Here is a 15,857-nt window from a genome sequence, read left to right on the forward strand (position 1 = left end):
ATTGTCGTACTTTTGTCGAACTATTTAACAAAAAGTATATTCACTAAATATTATGGATAGGTTTTCATTTTTAAATGCAGCACACACGGAGTTTTTCGCTCAATTGTACGATCAATATATAGAGAATCCAGACAGCGTCGAGCCAAGTTGGAGAAGTTTTTTCCAAGGTTTCGATTTTGGAATGACCACTTACGGTGAAGAGAATCAAACTCAAGCACCGGTACAACAAATGGCCGATTATGCTGCTAATGCACCAGCAGATTGCAGTTTGGTTTCTGAAAAATTACAAAAAGAATTTAATGTTCTTAAGTTGATAGAGGGCTACAGAGTTCGTGGTCACTTGTTTACAATGACCAATCCTGTTCGTGATCGTCGAAAGTCGTCACCTTCTTTAGAAATTGAAACTTTTGATTTATCAAGTTCCGATTTAAACACCGTTTTCGACGCCGCAAAAATATTAGGGTTACAAAGTGCGACACTGCAAGAAATCGTTAATCATCTAAAATCAGTTTATTGTCAACACATTGGAATCGAATACATGTACATTCGAAATCCTGGTGTAGTGCAATGGATTCAAGATAAATTAAGTGTAAATGCGAATCAGCCAAGTTTTAATTCTTCAGAGAAAAAGAATATTTTAAATAAATTAAATGAAGCGGTTTCTTTTGAGAATTTCTTACATACTAAATACGTAGGTCAAAAACGTTTCTCGCTTGAAGGAGGAGAAACAATTATTCCGGCTTTGGATGCTTTAATAGAAAAAGCTGCCGAAAAAGGAGTAGAGCAATTCGTTATGGGAATGGCACACCGTGGTCGTTTGAACGTTTTAGCGAACATCTTTGGAAAATCAACACAAGATATATTTGGAGAGTTTGATGGTAAAGATTACGATCAAGAATACTTTGATGGTGACGTAAAATACCACTTAGGGCTTACTGCTGATAAGGTTACTGCTTCAGGTAAAAAAATAAACATCAATTTAGCGCCAAATCCTTCGCATTTAGAAACAGTAGGTGCGGTTATCGAAGGAATCACTCGTGCCAAACAAGACCGTCATTATGCGGATGATTTCTCAAAAGTTTTGCCAATTGCCGTTCACGGTGATGCTGCGATTGCGGGTCAAGGTCTTTTGTATGAAATTATTCAAATGGCACTTTTGGATGGATACAAAACTGGTGGAACAATTCATATTGTAATTAACAATCAAGTTGGTTTTACGACTAATTATTTGGACGCTCGTTCATCTACCTATTGTACAGATATTGCCAAAGTTACTTTGTCGCCAGTATTGCACGTAAATGCCGATGATGCGGAAGCAGTTGTTCATGCAGTTTCGTTTGCTTTGGACTACAGAATGAAATATGGTCGTGACGTATTTATCGATTTATTAGGATATAGAAAATACGGTCATAACGAAGGTGATGAGCCTCGTTTTACACAACCGGTTTTATATAAATTAATTGCAAAACATAAAAATCCACGTGACATATATGCTGATAAATTGTTAACAGAAGGAGTTATTGATGCTACCTACGTAAATGGTTTAGAAGAAGCGTATAAGGCGAAAATGGAAGAAAACCTGGAAGCATCTAGAAAGAAAGAGCTTACCGTAATTACACCATTTATGCAAAATGAATGGCAAGGTTTCGCCCAAGTAAGTGATGATGTAATGCTTCAAAATGTAGATACTTCTTATTCAAAACAAGAATTAACAAAAGTGGCTAGTGCAGTTTCTAATTTGCCTGCAGATAAAAAGTTCATTAAGAAAATTGAAAAATTAATTAATGATCGTAAAACAATGTTTTTTGAAACAGACAAACTGGATTGGGGAATGGCAGAGCACTTAGCTTACGGTTCACTTTTGCAAGAAGGTTTTGATGTTCGTATTTCTGGTCAAGATGTCGAGAGAGGAACTTTCTCACACCGTCATGCTGTTGTTAAAGTGGAGGATTCTGAGGAAGAAGTAATTCTAATTAATAATTTAGAGAATAAAAAAGGACAGTTTCAAATTTACAACTCATTGCTTTCAGAATATGGAGTATTAGGTTTTGATTATGGATACGCTTTAGCAAGTCCTAAAACACTGACAATTTGGGAAGCACAATTTGGAGATTTCTCTAACGGTGCTCAAATTATCATCGATCAATATATTTCTTGTGGAGAAGACAAATGGAACAATCAAAACGGTATTGTTTTATTATTGCCCCATGGATATGAAGGCCAAGGTGCAGAGCATTCTTCGGCTAGAATGGAACGTTACTTGCAATTGTGTGCGAGACAAAACATGTACGTTGCCGATTGTACTACTCCAGCAAACTTCTTTCACTTGTTAAGAAGACAAATGAAGACCAATTTCCGTAAACCATTAATTGTGTTTACACCAAAGAGTTTGTTGCGTGACCCGCGTTGTGTTTCTTCAATTGAAGAGTTAGCAACTGGAAGCTTTCAAGAAACAATTGATGACGTTACTGTAGATAAAAATGAAGTTAAGACATTGGTTTTCTGTACAGGTAAATTCTATTACGACATTACAGCTGAGAGAGAAACTAATGGACGTACTGATGTAGCAGTAGTTCGTATCGAACAATTGTTTCCATTTCCTGCAGATCAAATCAAAGCGATTATTGCAAAATATCCAAACGCAGACGATTATGTTTGGGCACAAGAAGAGCCTAAAAATATGGGAGCGTACAGCTTTATGTTAATGAACTTCGACTTCATAAAATGGAGATTGGCTTCATTAAAAGCATATTCAGCACCAGCAGCGGGAAGTTACACTCGTGCAAAACGCCGTCATGCAGATGCAATACGAATGGTATTTGATAAAAATTTATTTAGATAATTAAAAATTGTTTCAAGTTTAAAGTTTCAGATTTTATTTCGAATCTGAAACTTTAAACCAATTAAACTTTAAACGAAAAACAAGATGATTTTAGAAATGAAAGTCCCATCACCAGGGGAATCAATTAAAGAAGTTGAAATTGCAACTTGGTTAGTAAAAGATGGCGATTATGTAGAAAAAGATCAAGCTATTGCAGAGGTTGACTCAGATAAAGCAACACTTGAACTGCCTGCGGAAGCAAGTGGAATTATCACACTAAAAGCGGAAGAAGGTGATGCGGTAGCAGTAGGTGCAGTCGTTTGTTTAATTGATACAGAAGGTGTAAAACCATCTGGAGCAACTACCGAATCAAAAAGCGAAGCTCCTAAAGAGGAGACTCCAAAAGAAGAAACACCAAAGGCTGAGGTTAAAGCAGAAGCGCCAAAAGCAGCTCCAGCAGTAACTTCTCATGCAGCGGGAAGTCCTTCGCCAGCAGCAAGAAAAATCTTAGATGAAAAAAATATAGCGCCAGCTACTGTTTCAGGAACAGGAAAAGGAGGAAGAATCACTAAAGACGATGCAGTAAACGCAATGCCTTCAATGGGAACTCCAACAGGAGGAAATCGTGGTTCTGAGCGCTCAAAATTATCAATGTTGCGTCGTAAAGTAGCGGAAAGATTAGTATCTGCTAAAAATGAAACAGCAATGTTAACTACTTTTAACGAAGTGAACATGTCTCCAATTAATGCAATTCGTAATGAATACAAAGATGCTTTTAAAGCAAAGCACGCTGGGGTTGGTTTAGGATACATGTCTTTCTTTACCAAAGCAGTTACTAGAGCATTAGAGTTGTATCCAGATGTAAACTCTATGATGGATGGTGATTATAAAGTAGCTTACGATTTTGCTGATATTTCGATTGCAGTTTCAGGTCCAAAAGGTTTGATGGTTCCTGTAGTTCGCAATGCTGAGAATTTATCTTTCCGTGGTGTTGAAGCAGAAATTAAAAGATTAGCGATTAAAGCACGTGACGGTCAAATAACGGTTGACGACATGACTGGTGGTACTTTTACAATTACCAACGGAGGTGTTTTCGGAAGTATGTTGTCTACGCCAATTATCAATCCGCCACAATCAGGAATTTTAGGAATGCACAATATTATTGAGCGCCCAATAGCGGTGAATGGTAAAGTTGAAATTCACCCAATGATGTACGTGGCATTATCATATGACCACAGAATTATTGACGGTCGTGAGTCTGTTGGCTTCTTAGTAGCAGTTAAAGAGGCGTTAGAGAATCCAATGGAGTTATTGATGGATAACAATCCTAAAAAAGCATTAGAGTTGTAATAACAACGTATTTAGCTATAAAAAAATCCCAGATTCGTTAAGAGTCTGGGATTTTTTGGTTTATTGGTTTGGTTGTAATGCTATTTTTTAAAATAAGATATCCTATTTGCAGTTTTTAACGTTTGCAATTCGGCTGTCCGAATAATCTACTTCGGTAAGACAGCTGTCGTTCCAGAAAAACCACTTTCCTATTTTGTTTCCGTTTCGGTATTCAGCAATAGCTTTTTTATGCCCCGCTTCATCATAGGCGATCCAAGTACCGTCGAGTTTTCCATCTTTAAAAAAACCTTGTTGCTGCACGGTGCCATTCTCAAAATAATACGTGGCTTTTACTTTGCTATCAACAACTTCTAACTCCGGCTTTGTCTGTTGTGAAGATACAACTGCCGAAAACAATATTGCTACTAAACTTAAAGAATTTTTCATGTTTTAGTTTTAAATGTTAGCCAGTTCTCCATCAAATATAAAAAATAGTTTACATTAAATAAACTTTTAGTTAACAATTTAATAACACAACAGAAAACCTTAACATTAGAATTTTCTGATAAATAAAAAAGCCAGCACATTTGTGCTGGCTTTTTCTATCTAAAATTGGTTTGCTTCTTACTTCAATAAAGCATTTAATTGACCTTCTAAGTCTCCTGAAGATGGGCGAGAAGCATTAGCATCAACTACGTTTCCGTTTGGGTCTATTAATATAAAACGTGGAATTCCGGTAATGTTATAGCTGGTTACAAACTCTGAGTTCCAATCTTTATCAGCGATAAGCTGAATGCCTCCTAATTGTTTGTCAGTAACAAATTTTTTCCATTTGTCATGGTCTTTTGCTGCATCTATAGAAATACTAACGAAAACAACATTTTTACCATGAAATTCTTTTTCTATTTTTTGAAGATATGCAATTTCCATACGGCACGGTGCACACCACGTGGCCCACATATCAAGATAAACATATTTGCCTTTTAAGTCAGATAACTTGGTTTTTCCACCTGCGTGGTTTTCATAATCAAATGTTGGTGAAGGTTTGCCACCCAAAGAATTCATTTTTTGGTTGCTGTCGTATTCCATTTTTGCATATTCATTCGATTTTAGCATCGACTTTTTGTACGCTTCTTTAAAATCCTTGTCGTAAAGTCCATTTTCTATCGCTTCACTTTCAAATTTTTGCTTGGCTGCTAATAATTTTTCAAATTCTTCAGGTCCTTTTGTAAAAGCTTCATTTTGGAAAGTTTCGTCACGCAAAGCAGATTGAGCCAAAAAATTATTTTCGTCAGCACCTTTACCAGTATAAACGATTGTCTCGTCAAATTGAGCTGCATCCATGGTCAACTTAATGTCGTCGCCCGGTTTTAAAAATAAATTGGAAACTTCTTGTTTGTCTGAAAATTGATAAAAGCCTTTTGGCCCTTCAAAGCTGGTGCTAAATGTGCCTTTTTTGTCAAGTATAATAATTTTGTTGAATTTGTTAGCTCCTCTAATCATGAGAGTGTCACTATTTCTATTGGCAATTTTTGCTGTAAAGTCAATACGGCCTACAGAAGTTTGTGCGTAAGAGCAGCTCATTGCAAGTAACAGTAACCAGGTAAGTTTTTTCATTGTAATTTATTTAGTTATAGCAAAAAAAATCTAATTTTTGTTTAAAGGTATAAAAAAAACTAGCACTGATTATCGATAATATTTTAGAATATACAGGTTTTCTAGTTTTTGTGTTTACTTTTGCAAACTAAAATAGGAATCATGTATAGAAGTCATAATTGTGGCGAATTAAACGCCTCTCACATTAATACAGAAGTTACACTTGCTGGTTGGGTACAAAAATCTCGTGATAAAGGATTTATGAATTGGATTGACTTGCGTGATCGCTACGGGATCACGCAGCTTATTTTTGACGAAGGTCGTACCGATAAAACTGTTTTTGAATTAGCAAAAACACTAGGTCGTGAATTTGTAGTTCAGGTAAAAGGTATCGTAATTGAACGTGAAGCAAAAAATAAAAATATAGCCACAGGTGAAATAGAGATCTTAGTTTCTGAACTAACTATTTTAAATAGCGCATTAACTCCTCCGTTTACGATTGAAGATGAAACGGATGGCGGTGAAGATATTCGTATGAAATACCGTTACTTGGATATTCGAAGAAATCCCGTAAAAAACAGTTTACTGTTTCGTCATAAAGTAGCTATGGAAGTGCGTAAGTATTTATCGGACCTAGATTTCTGTGAAGTAGAAACTCCATATCTGATCAAATCTACTCCAGAAGGAGCTAGAGATTTTGTGGTGCCAAGCCGCATGAACGAAGGGCAATTTTATGCCTTGCCGCAATCGCCACAAACTTTTAAGCAATTATTAATGGTGGGCGGAATGGATAAATATTTTCAAATTGTAAAATGTTTCCGCGACGAAGATTTACGTGCCGATCGTCAACCTGAGTTTACTCAAATTGACTGCGAGATGGCCTTTGTAGATCAAGAAGATATTTTGAATGTTTTTGAAGGATTGACTAAGCATTTATTGCAAGAAATAAAAGGCGTTACCGTAGATAAGTTTCCTAGAATGACATACGATCATGCGATGAAGACCTATGGAAACGATAAGCCAGACATTCGTTTTGGGATGGAGTTCGGTGAATTGAACGAATTTGCACAACATAAAGAATTTACTGTATTTAATGCTGCTGAATTGGTAGTTGGAATTGCAGTTCCAGGAGCTGGAAACTATACGCGTAAAGAAATTGATGCTTTAATTGACTGGGTTAAAAGGCCTCAAGTTGGTGCAAGCGGAATGGTGTATGCAAAGTGCAATGAAGATGGTACTTACAAATCATCAGTTGATAAGTTTTACGCTCAAGAAGATTTAGCGCAGTGGGCAAAAATAACTGGTGCAACAGCGGGGGATATGATTTTTGTTCTTTCTGGTCCTGCCAACAAAACGCGTACACAATTGAGTGCTTTGCGTATGGAATTGGCGACACGTTTGGGCTTAAGAAAGCCAGAAGAATTTGCTCCACTGTGGGTAGTTGATTTTCCTTTATTAGAGTTTGATGAAGAAAGTGGTCGTTACCATGCGATGCATCATCCATTTACATCTCCGAAACCAGAAGATTTACATTTATTACCAACCGACCCAGGCAAAGTTCGTGCAAATGCGTACGACATGGTTCTAAATGGATGTGAAATAGGTGGTGGTTCTATTCGTATTCACGATAAAGCGACGCAACAAATGATGTTCAAGTATTTGGGTTTCACAGATGAAGAAGCCAAAGCGCAATTCGGATTTTTAATGGATGCATTTCAGTTCGGAGCACCTCCACATGGTGGTTTAGCTTTCGGTTTAGATCGATTAGTGGCCATTTTAGGAGGGCAAGAAACTATTAGAGATTTTATTGCTTTTCCAAAAAATAATTCAGGGAGAGATGTCATGATTGATGCTCCAGCTGCGATTGATGAGAAACAATTAAAGGAATTACATATCAAGATTGACTCTGTTTTATAACAGAAAACACTGTAAATCAATATTTTTTATAAAAAATTAACAGCTAAGTGTTCATTGTATGATATTAAATATTACATTTGCTTCATTATAAATTATTATTATTATTACAATGCGTACAGGTACAGTAAAATTTTTCAATGAGTCAAAAGGTTACGGATTCATTACAGACGAAGAAACAGGAAAAGATATCTTCGTTCATGCTTCAGGAATCAACGCGGAAGAATTACGCGAAGGTGACCGTGTAAGTTACGAAGAAGAAGAAGGAAGAAAAGGTAAAGTTGCTGCGAAAGTAGCAGTTATCTAAGCAATAAATATAGCATTCTATTTTTTTTGCCTACGAAAGGTAAAACGTTCCGATGTATCGGAACGTTTTTTTTTATACCTAACTCAAAAAACTTACAAATGAAGGTTGTTATTTATAATCAATAAAAATTATAACTAATGCCTGATTCAGCGGACACTTAAATCCGCTTTTGTCTTGTGATTTACATACATGCGAACTATCTTTGTGACTCATTTTTTATATATAATTCAAGGATTATGCAAGCCGATCAAATTAATTATATTCCAATCTTCATGCAGGCTGTTCTAGCTGTAGGATTTGTGGTAGGTACCATCATTATTTCTGGAAAATTAGGACCAAGTAGAAAGTCACAAAAGAAAGATAAAAGTTTTGAATGTGGAATAGAATCTGTGGGTAATGCCCGTATTCCTTTTTCAGTAAAATATTTCCTAGTAGCGATCTTGTTTGTGCTTTTTGATGTTGAAGTTATCTTCTTGTATCCTTGGGCAATTAATTTCCAAGAACTAGGATTAGAAGGAATGGTGAAAATGGTTATTTTCATGATGTTGCTTTTAGTTGGTTTCTTTTACATAATCAAAAAGAAGGCTTTAGAATGGGAGTAAAGTAGTGTTTGAAAATCAGTTTTGTAAAAGTTGATATTAGTGCTACTGCCTTCTAAATGCTGTTTATTTTTATACAAAATAGTTTTACTTCTTCAAGAAGTTTTCTTGAAAATTAGAACTCAAAATCTAAAACGAATATGAGTAATTCAGATGTAAAAATCGTTGCTCCGCCAGAAGGTGTTTCTGGTGAGGGTTTTTTTGCTACAAAATTAAACGATGTAGTAGGATTGGCTCGTGCAAACTCCCTTTGGCCTTTGCCATTTGCAACTTCTTGTTGCGGGATTGAATTTATGGCTACCATGGCTTCGCATTATGATTTAGCGCGATTTGGATCAGAGCGTGTTAGCTTTTCTCCACGTCAAGCAGATATGTTGTTGGTAATGGGAACTATTTCAAAAAAAATGGGACCTATTCTACGTCAAGTATATGAGCAAATGGCTGAACCTCGTTGGGTTATTGCTGTTGGTGCGTGTGCAACTTCAGGTGGTATTTTTGATACCTATTCTGTTTTGCAAGGTATTGATAAGGTAATTCCTGTTGATGTTTATGTGCCGGGATGTCCGCCAAGGCCAGAGCAAATTCTAGACGGCGTAATGAAATTGCAAGAGTTGGTACGAAGCGAGTCTGTTAGACGCAGAAGTTCGCCAGAATACCAAGAATTATTAGCATCGTATAATATTCAATAAAATGGCATTAGAGACTCAAAAAATACAAGAGAAACTTGTAGAAGCATTTGGAACTGATGTGTTTAACTTCGTTCAAGATAAAGATATTTTTACATTAGAAGTTTCTGCGGATGTAATTACTTCTGTGGTTTTATTTTTAAAGAACGATCCAGAATTGCGTTTTCACTTTCTTACCGATTTGTGTGGCGTACATTATCCTGATAATGAATTAGAGCGTCAATTTACCATTGTGTATCACATGCATAACTGGTACGAAAATGTACGATTGAAACTTAAAGTTTTTATCAACGGCGAAAAGCCAGAGATAAAGACTGTGTCTAATATTTTTCTTTGTGCCAATTGGATGGAAAGAGAAACTTATGATTTTTACGGTGTAAATTTCATTGGTCATCCGCAATTGAAACGAATTTTAAATATGGATGAAATGATTTCGTTTCCGATGAGAAAAGAATTCCCGATGGAAGATTCAGGAAGAACCGATAAAGACGATCGTTTCTTTGGAAGAACCACCACAAATTGTTAAAAGACAAACGTATAATTTTTCACATTAAATAAATGTCAGAACTATTATTATCACCAGAGCAGCGTTATGCTAAAATAATCAAGGAGAACCTAAATGAAGACGGAAGTGAACTTTCGATTCTGAATTTAGGACCTACTCACCCAGCGACACACGGTATTTTTCAAAACGTATGTTTAATGGATGGAGAGCGTATTCTTGATGCAGAACCAACGATTGGATATATTCACCGTGCTTTCGAAAAAATCGCCGAAAATAGACCGTTTTACCAAATTACTCCGCTAACTGACCGAATGAATTATTGTTCGTCTCCAATAAACAATATGGGATGGTGGATGACTGTGGAGAAAGCATTGGGTATTGAGGTGCCAAAACGGGCACAATACCTTCGTGTAATTGCAATGGAGTTGGCTAGAATTACCGATCACTTAATTTGTAATTCAATTTTAGGTGTAGATACTGGTGCTTACACTGGGTTCTTGTACGTATTTCAATTTAGAGAAAAAGTATACGAAATCTACGAAGAAATTTGTGGCGCTCGTTTGACTACCAACATGGGTAGAATGGGTGGTTTCGAAAGAGATTGGTCTCCGGAAGCTTTTAGAAAACTAGATGTTTTTTTAGAAGAATTTCCAGCGGCTTGGAAAGAATTTGAAAATCTATTTGTTAGAAATAGAATTTTTATGGATAGAACAGTAAATGTTGGAACAATTGATGCCGAAAAAGCTATGGCTTATGGTTTTACTGGTCCAAATTTACGTGCTTCAGGTGTTGATTATGACGTGCGTGTAGCGCATCCATATTCTTCTTATGAAGATTTTGACTTTATTGTTCCAGTAGGAAAATCAGGAGATACGTACGATCGTTGGTGTGTAAGAAATGCTGAAGTCTGGGAGAGTTTAAGTATTATTCGTCAAGCGTTGGATAAAATGCCAGAAGGTCCTTACCATGCAGATGTACCCGATTATTACTTGCCTCCAAAAGAAGATGTGTATACGTCAATGGAAGCGTTGATATATCACTTTAAAATTGTAATGGGAGAAATTCCTGTTCCTGTAGGAGAAACGTATCATGCTGTTGAAGGAGGAAATGGAGAACTTGGTTTTTACTTAATAACTGATGGAAGTAGAACGCCTTACAGGTTGCACTTTAGAAGACCTTGCTTCATATATTATCAAGCGTATACGGAAATGATAAAAGGTTCAATGCTTTCTGACGCCATTGTAATTTTATCAAGTTTAAATGTTATTGCTGGAGAGTTGGATGCCTAATATTTTGGTTGGATTACAAACGATTTGATATTTCAGATTTAAAGAAGCGAAATGGAACACAAAAGATACGAACAAGAATTAAAAATGACCGAAACATTGATGAATCGCATCAATGAATTGATTAGTCATTACCCTGCAGACAAAAAAAAATCAGCACTATTGCCAGTTTTACATGAGGTACAAGATGCACATGACAATTGGTTGGGTTATGATTTGATGGATAAAGTGGCGGAGATGTTAGAGATTTTGCCTATTGAAGTATACGAAGTAGTCTCTTTTTATACGATGTTCAATCAAAAACCAATGGGAAAATATATGTTTGAGTTCTGTCAAACTTCTTGTTGTTGTTTAAATGGTGCCGAAAACTTGATTGAATATACAGCAGATAAGTTGGGTATTAAAGTAGGCGAAACTACTGCAGACGGAATGTTTACTGTGGCAGGTGTACAGTGCTTAGGTGCTTGCGGTTATGCTCCAATGATGCAGGTGGGTGATTTTTATAAAGAACACCTTAATGAAGAAAAAATCGATCAGTTAATTGCTGATTGTAGAGATAATAAAATAATATTACACGATAAATAAGATGTCAAAAAAAATATTATTAGATAAAATTAATGTTCCAGGCATAAAAACCTATGACGTATACCGCCAAAATGGAGGTTATGCATCTGTAGAAAAAGCATTAAAAACTTTAACTCCTGATGAAGTAGTTGAAGAAGTTAAAAAATCGGGTCTTCGTGGACGCGGTGGCGCAGGTTTCCCTGCGGGAATGAAATGGAGTTTTATTGACAAAAAGTCGGGCAAACCAAGACATTTGGTGTGCAACGCGGATGAGTCAGAGCCCGGGACGTTCAAAGACCGTTATTTGATGGAGCACATTCCGCATTTACTAATCGAAGGAATGATCACGTCAAGTTATGCTTTAGGGGCTAATTTATCGTACATCTACATTCGTGGCGAGTACATGTGGATCTATAAAATATTGGAAAGAGCCATTAACGAAGCGAAAGCAGCAGGTTGGTTAGGAAAAAACATACAAGGATCTGGTTACGATTTAGAATTGTATGTGCACTGCGGAGCAGGAGCATACATTTGTGGAGAAGAAACTGCTTTAATAGAATCTTTGGAAGGAAAAAGAGGAAATCCGCGTATCAAACCGCCGTTTCCAGCTGTTTCTGGACTTTGGGCTAATCCTACAGTGGTAAATAACGTAGAAACGATTTCAGCAGTGCCTTGGATTGTAAACAATTCTGGCGATGAATATGCTAAAATAGGAATCGGAAGATCTACAGGGACTAAATTAATTTCTGCTTCAGGACACGTTAAAAACCAAGGAGTTTACGAAATCGAAATGGGATTGAGCGTGTATGAATTTATGAATTCTGATGAGTATTTGGGAGGAATGAGTTCTGATCGGCCATTAAAAGCGTTAGTTCCCGGAGGTTCATCGGTACCTATCTTGCCAGTTGATTTAATTTACAAAACAGCGAACGGCGAAGATCGATTGATGAGTTACGAATCGTTGAGCGACGGTGGTTTTGCTACTGGTTCAATGTTAGGTTCAGGTGGTTTTATTGTATATAATGACACGTCTTGTGTGGTTCGAAATACATGGAATTTCTCTCGTTTTTACCACCACGAAAGTTGTGGGCAATGTACACCGTGTCGTGAAGGGACAGGTTGGTTAGAGAAAGTTTTATTCCGTATTGAAAACGGTCAAGGTCGCGAAGAGGATATCGAGTTATTGTGGAGCATTCAAAGTAAAATTGAAGGAAACACAATTTGTCCATTAGGAGATGCTGCGGCTTGGCCGGTAGCAGCTGCTATTCGTCATTTTAGAGATGAATTTGAGTACCACGTTCGTTTTCCAGAAAAAATAAAAAATCGTGAACACTTTGTAGCAGAGCCTTTTGAGAAGGTGAAGCACCTTGTTGGTAAACTAACAGTATAGTTAAAAGTTAAAAAGTTATAAAGTTTAAAGATGAAAGACGCTGTTCTTTCTACTGGCAACTTTTGACATCAAGACACAATTATGAAAGTAACAATAGACGGTCAAAGTATTGATGTAGAACCAGGAACAACGATCCTGCAGGCTGCACGTATGATAGGAGGAGATTTAGTTCCACCTGCAATGTGTTATTATTCTTCACTGAAAGGAAGTGGAGGAAAATGCCGTTGTTGCTTGGTTGAAGTTTCTAAAGGAAGTGAAGCGGATCCAAGACCAATGCCAAAATTAATGGCCTCTTGCGTAACAGGCTGTATGGATGGAATGGAAGTGAATAGTAAACAATCGGAAAGAGTAACAGAAGCACGTAAAGCGGTTACCGAATTTCTTTTGATTAACCACCCATTAGATTGTCCAGTTTGTGATCAAGCAGGTGAATGTGATTTGCAAAACCTTAGCTTTGAACACGGTAAAGCGCAAAGTCGTTTTATTGAAGAAAAAAGAGTTTTTGAACCAGAAAATATCGGTCCGTATATACAGTTGCATATGAATCGTTGTATTTTATGCCAGCGTTGTGTGCAAGTTGCAGATCAGTTGACTGACAAAAGAGTTCACGGTGTTGTAGATAGAGGTGATCATGCTAATATTTCAACTTGTATTTCAAAAGCAATTGATAATGAGTTTTCTGGAAATATGATTGATGTGTGTCCAGTAGGGGCTTTAACCGATAAAACATTTAGATTCAAGTCTAGAGTTTGGTTCAATAAACCATTTAATGCACACAGAGATTGCGATACCTGTTGCGGAAAAACAACCGTTTGGATGTTTGGAGATGAAATACAGCGCGTTACAGGTCGTAAAGATGAATACCATGAAGTAGAAGAGTTTATCTGTAATGGTTGTCGATTTGATCATAAAAATGTAGAAGACTGGGTTATTGAAGGACCAAGAGAATTTGAAAAAGATTCGGTTATCAATCAGAACAACTACATTCGTCCGTTGCAAAAAGTAGAAATTGCTACTGAAAAAACTATTTTGATGGGAAGAGACCAAGATCGTAAAAAGATCAGTATGTCTGCTATTCCTTTAGATGATAATACAGAAAATTGTTAAAGAATGGATAGTACATTTATCATAGAAAAAAGCGTTGTCATTGTTATCGTTTTTGCGGTAACCATGTTAATGGCGATGTATTCTACTTGGGCAGAACGTAAAGTAGCTGCTTATTTGCAAGACCGTGTAGGACCAAACCGTGCCGGTTGGGGTGGTTTGATGCAACCACTTGCAGATGGTTTAAAATTATTCTCGAAAGAAGAGTTTTTCCCAAATACACCCAATAGATTTCTATTTATTGTGGGACCTGCAATTGCAATGAGTACGGCATTAATGACAAGTGCTGTTATCCCTTGGGGTGATCGCTTGCATTTGTTTGGGCGTGATATTTTATTGCAAGCAACGGATATCAATATCGGATTACTGTATTTTATTGGAGTAGTTTCGATTGGTATTTATGGTATTATGATTGGTGGTTGGGCATCTAACAATAAGTTCTCTTTGATGGGAGCTGTTCGTGCTGCATCTCAAATGGTATCGTATGAAGTAGCCATGGGCTTGTCTATTATCGCTTTATTGATGATGACAGGAACACTTTCTTTAAAAGAAATTACCATGCAACAATCTGGAATGAACTGGAACGTTTTTTATCAACCGTTGTCGTTCTTGATTTTCTTAATTTGTGCATTTGCAGAAACCAACAGAACTCCTTTTGACCTACCAGAGTGTGAGACCGAACTAGTGGGTGGATACCATACTGAATACTCATCTATGAAAATGGGATTCTATTTGTTTGCGGAGTATGCTAATATGTTTATCTCTTCTACTATTATTGCTATTTTGTTTTTTGGAGGATATAATTATCCAGGAATGCAATGGATGGTGGATAATGTAGGCGTAAATATTGCAAATCTATTAGGAATGTTAGCCTTGTTTATTAAACTTTGCTTCTTTATCTTTTTCTACATGTGGGTGCGTTGGACGTTGCCAAGATTTAGATACGATCAACTGATGAATTTAGGTTGGAAAATTTTAATTCCATTATCAATTATCAATATTATTGTTACTGGAATAGTAATTTTAAGAGCAGATATTATTGCATATTTAGGGTTTTAATACAAGAATTAGCCCTAGCCCTGATAGCAGCGAAATCCTTTTTGGCCGCCCTAGCGGATAAAAAGATTGGAGTGAATAGCAGGAATAGCTTCAAATAAATATAATTAAAGTTAGTTTTGGATTGGAATCTGAAATTGAAAATCATACATTAAAATGAGTATAGATACGATATCATTATCGGGTAGAAAAAAGGTAGTCTCTAATAAAGAGATGACTTTTTGGGAAAGCCTTTATTTGGTTGCCATTTTTAAAGGGTTGTGGATTACGATCCAACACCTTTTTACGCGCAAAGTTACCATACATTATCCGGAGCAAATTCGTGAGCGTAGTCCTGTTTATCGTGGACAACACATGTTGAAACGTGACGAATTGGGTCGTGAAAACTGTACGGCTTGTGGACTTTGTGCCTTGTCGTGTCCTGCAGAAGCGATTACGATGAAAGCTGAAGAGCGCAAACCAGATGAAAAACATTTGTACCGCGAAGAAAAATATGCGTCAATCTATGAGATTAATATGTTGCGTTGTATTTTCTGTGGTTTGTGTGAAGAAGCTTGTCCAAAAGATGCCATTTATATGACTATTTCTAAAGAATTGGTTCCTTCGAGTTATGACCGTGAAGATTTTATTTTCGGTAAAGACCGTTTGGTTATGCCTCTAGAAATGGCGATAAAAAATGCTCAACTTAAAAAAGAATAAT

General features: G+C 36.6%; 15 protein-coding genes. 13 read left to right on the top strand and 2 right to left on the bottom strand.

The window, feature by feature from the left end:
* Positions 1-52: 52 nt before the first annotated feature.
* Together ACRASX_RS05700 and odhB are read left to right on the top strand one after the other, a co-directional pair.
* A complete protein-coding gene (locus ACRASX_RS05700) occupies positions 53-2,842 on the top strand; it encodes a 2-oxoglutarate dehydrogenase E1 component (protein WP_432222716.1) in 2,790 nt (929 codons plus the stop codon).
* 84 nt (positions 2,843-2,926) lie between these two features.
* Complete coding sequence (odhB, locus tag ACRASX_RS05705; RefSeq protein ID WP_432222717.1) at positions 2,927-4,171, top strand: 2-oxoglutarate dehydrogenase complex dihydrolipoyllysine-residue succinyltransferase; 1,245 nt, start codon at positions 2,927-2,929, stop codon at positions 4,169-4,171.
* A gap of 102 nt (positions 4,172-4,273) precedes the next feature.
* Here the strand turns inward: odhB and ACRASX_RS05710 are convergent, their stop codons facing one another.
* Positions 4,274-4,597, bottom strand: a complete 324-nt coding sequence (locus tag ACRASX_RS05710; protein ID WP_432222718.1) for a toxin-antitoxin system YwqK family antitoxin — start codon at positions 4,595-4,597, stop codon at positions 4,274-4,276.
* Positions 4,598-4,774: 177 nt separating this feature from the next.
* Positions 4,775-5,767, bottom strand: coding sequence for a TlpA family protein disulfide reductase (locus ACRASX_RS05715; protein ID WP_432222719.1), 993 nt, complete (start codon positions 5,765-5,767; stop codon positions 4,775-4,777).
* 141 nt (positions 5,768-5,908) lie between these two features.
* Between ACRASX_RS05715 and aspS the strand changes: the two genes are divergently transcribed.
* The 11 genes from aspS to ACRASX_RS05770 all read left to right on the top strand — a co-directional run bounded on the left by aspS (position 5,909) and on the right by ACRASX_RS05770 (position 15,856).
* Entirely contained in the window at positions 5,909-7,663 is a 1,755-nt protein-coding gene (gene aspS, locus ACRASX_RS05720) for an aspartate--tRNA ligase (RefSeq protein ID WP_432222720.1), read from the top strand.
* Between the two features lie 109 nt (positions 7,664-7,772).
* On the top strand, positions 7,773-7,967 hold the full coding sequence (locus ACRASX_RS05725) for a cold-shock protein (protein WP_007137066.1): 195 nt from the start codon (positions 7,773-7,775) through the stop codon (positions 7,965-7,967).
* Between the two features lie 236 nt (positions 7,968-8,203).
* Positions 8,204-8,569, top strand: a complete 366-nt coding sequence (locus tag ACRASX_RS05730; RefSeq protein ID WP_066312508.1) for an NADH-quinone oxidoreductase subunit A — start codon at positions 8,204-8,206, stop codon at positions 8,567-8,569.
* 137 nt (positions 8,570-8,706) lie between these two features.
* A complete protein-coding gene (locus tag ACRASX_RS05735; protein WP_066312510.1) occupies positions 8,707-9,255 on the top strand; it encodes an NADH-quinone oxidoreductase subunit B in 549 nt (182 codons plus the stop codon).
* A gap of 1 nt (position 9,256) precedes the next feature.
* Positions 9,257-9,778: an NADH-quinone oxidoreductase subunit C gene (locus tag ACRASX_RS05740; RefSeq protein ID WP_432222721.1), complete on the top strand. Its 522-nt coding sequence runs from the start codon at positions 9,257-9,259 to the stop codon at positions 9,776-9,778.
* A 32-nt stretch (positions 9,779-9,810) separates the two neighbouring features.
* Positions 9,811-11,046, top strand: a complete 1,236-nt coding sequence (locus ACRASX_RS05745; RefSeq protein ID WP_066312514.1) for an NADH-quinone oxidoreductase subunit D — start codon at positions 9,811-9,813, stop codon at positions 11,044-11,046.
* A 51-nt stretch (positions 11,047-11,097) separates the two neighbouring features.
* Complete coding sequence (locus ACRASX_RS05750; RefSeq protein WP_066312517.1) at positions 11,098-11,628, top strand: complex I 24 kDa subunit family protein; 531 nt, start codon at positions 11,098-11,100, stop codon at positions 11,626-11,628.
* A gap of 1 nt (position 11,629) precedes the next feature.
* Positions 11,630-12,997, top strand: coding sequence for an NADH-quinone oxidoreductase subunit NuoF (nuoF, locus tag ACRASX_RS05755; RefSeq protein ID WP_432222722.1), 1,368 nt, complete (start codon positions 11,630-11,632; stop codon positions 12,995-12,997).
* An 81-nt stretch (positions 12,998-13,078) separates the two neighbouring features.
* Positions 13,079-14,104, top strand: coding sequence for a 2Fe-2S iron-sulfur cluster-binding protein (locus tag ACRASX_RS05760; RefSeq protein WP_066312521.1), 1,026 nt, complete (start codon positions 13,079-13,081; stop codon positions 14,102-14,104).
* 3 nt (positions 14,105-14,107) lie between these two features.
* Positions 14,108-15,160 carry an NADH-quinone oxidoreductase subunit NuoH gene (gene nuoH / locus ACRASX_RS05765; protein WP_066312526.1) on the top strand — a complete coding sequence of 351 codons (1,053 nt, stop codon included), beginning with the start codon at positions 14,108-14,110 and terminating at the stop codon, positions 15,158-15,160.
* Between the two features lie 153 nt (positions 15,161-15,313).
* On the top strand, positions 15,314-15,856 hold the full coding sequence (locus ACRASX_RS05770; RefSeq protein WP_066312527.1) for a NuoI/complex I 23 kDa subunit family protein: 543 nt from the start codon (positions 15,314-15,316) through the stop codon (positions 15,854-15,856).
* The last annotated feature ends 1 nt before the right edge of the window (position 15,857 follow it).

The organism is Flavobacterium sp. TMP13 (assembly GCF_050847115.1).
Taxonomy (GTDB): Bacteria; Bacteroidota; Bacteroidia; order Flavobacteriales; family Flavobacteriaceae; genus Flavobacterium.

Excerpts from the sequence above, each read along its gene's own strand:
- ACRASX_RS05700 (WP_432222716.1), top strand. The coding sequence starts at position 53 with ATGGATAGGTTTTCATTTTTAAATGCAGCACACACGGAGTTTTTCGCT.
- odhB (WP_432222717.1), top strand. The coding sequence starts at position 2,927 with ATGATTTTAGAAATGAAAGTCCCATCACCAGGGGAATCAATTAAAGAA.
- ACRASX_RS05710 (WP_432222718.1), bottom strand. The coding sequence starts at position 4,597 with ATGAAAAATTCTTTAAGTTTAGTAGCAATATTGTTTTCGGCAGTTGTA.
- ACRASX_RS05715 (WP_432222719.1), bottom strand. The coding sequence starts at position 5,767 with ATGAAAAAACTTACCTGGTTACTGTTACTTGCAATGAGCTGCTCTTAC.
- aspS (WP_432222720.1), top strand. The coding sequence starts at position 5,909 with ATGTATAGAAGTCATAATTGTGGCGAATTAAACGCCTCTCACATTAAT.
- ACRASX_RS05725 (WP_007137066.1), top strand. The coding sequence starts at position 7,773 with ATGCGTACAGGTACAGTAAAATTTTTCAATGAGTCAAAAGGTTACGGA.
- ACRASX_RS05730 (WP_066312508.1), top strand. The coding sequence starts at position 8,204 with ATGCAAGCCGATCAAATTAATTATATTCCAATCTTCATGCAGGCTGTT.
- ACRASX_RS05735 (WP_066312510.1), top strand. The coding sequence starts at position 8,707 with ATGAGTAATTCAGATGTAAAAATCGTTGCTCCGCCAGAAGGTGTTTCT.
- ACRASX_RS05740 (WP_432222721.1), top strand. The coding sequence starts at position 9,257 with ATGGCATTAGAGACTCAAAAAATACAAGAGAAACTTGTAGAAGCATTT.
- ACRASX_RS05745 (WP_066312514.1), top strand. The coding sequence starts at position 9,811 with ATGTCAGAACTATTATTATCACCAGAGCAGCGTTATGCTAAAATAATC.
- ACRASX_RS05750 (WP_066312517.1), top strand. The coding sequence starts at position 11,098 with ATGGAACACAAAAGATACGAACAAGAATTAAAAATGACCGAAACATTG.
- nuoF (WP_432222722.1), top strand. The coding sequence starts at position 11,630 with ATGTCAAAAAAAATATTATTAGATAAAATTAATGTTCCAGGCATAAAA.
- ACRASX_RS05760 (WP_066312521.1), top strand. The coding sequence starts at position 13,079 with ATGAAAGTAACAATAGACGGTCAAAGTATTGATGTAGAACCAGGAACA.
- nuoH (WP_066312526.1), top strand. The coding sequence starts at position 14,108 with ATGGATAGTACATTTATCATAGAAAAAAGCGTTGTCATTGTTATCGTT.
- ACRASX_RS05770 (WP_066312527.1), top strand. The coding sequence starts at position 15,314 with ATGAGTATAGATACGATATCATTATCGGGTAGAAAAAAGGTAGTCTCT.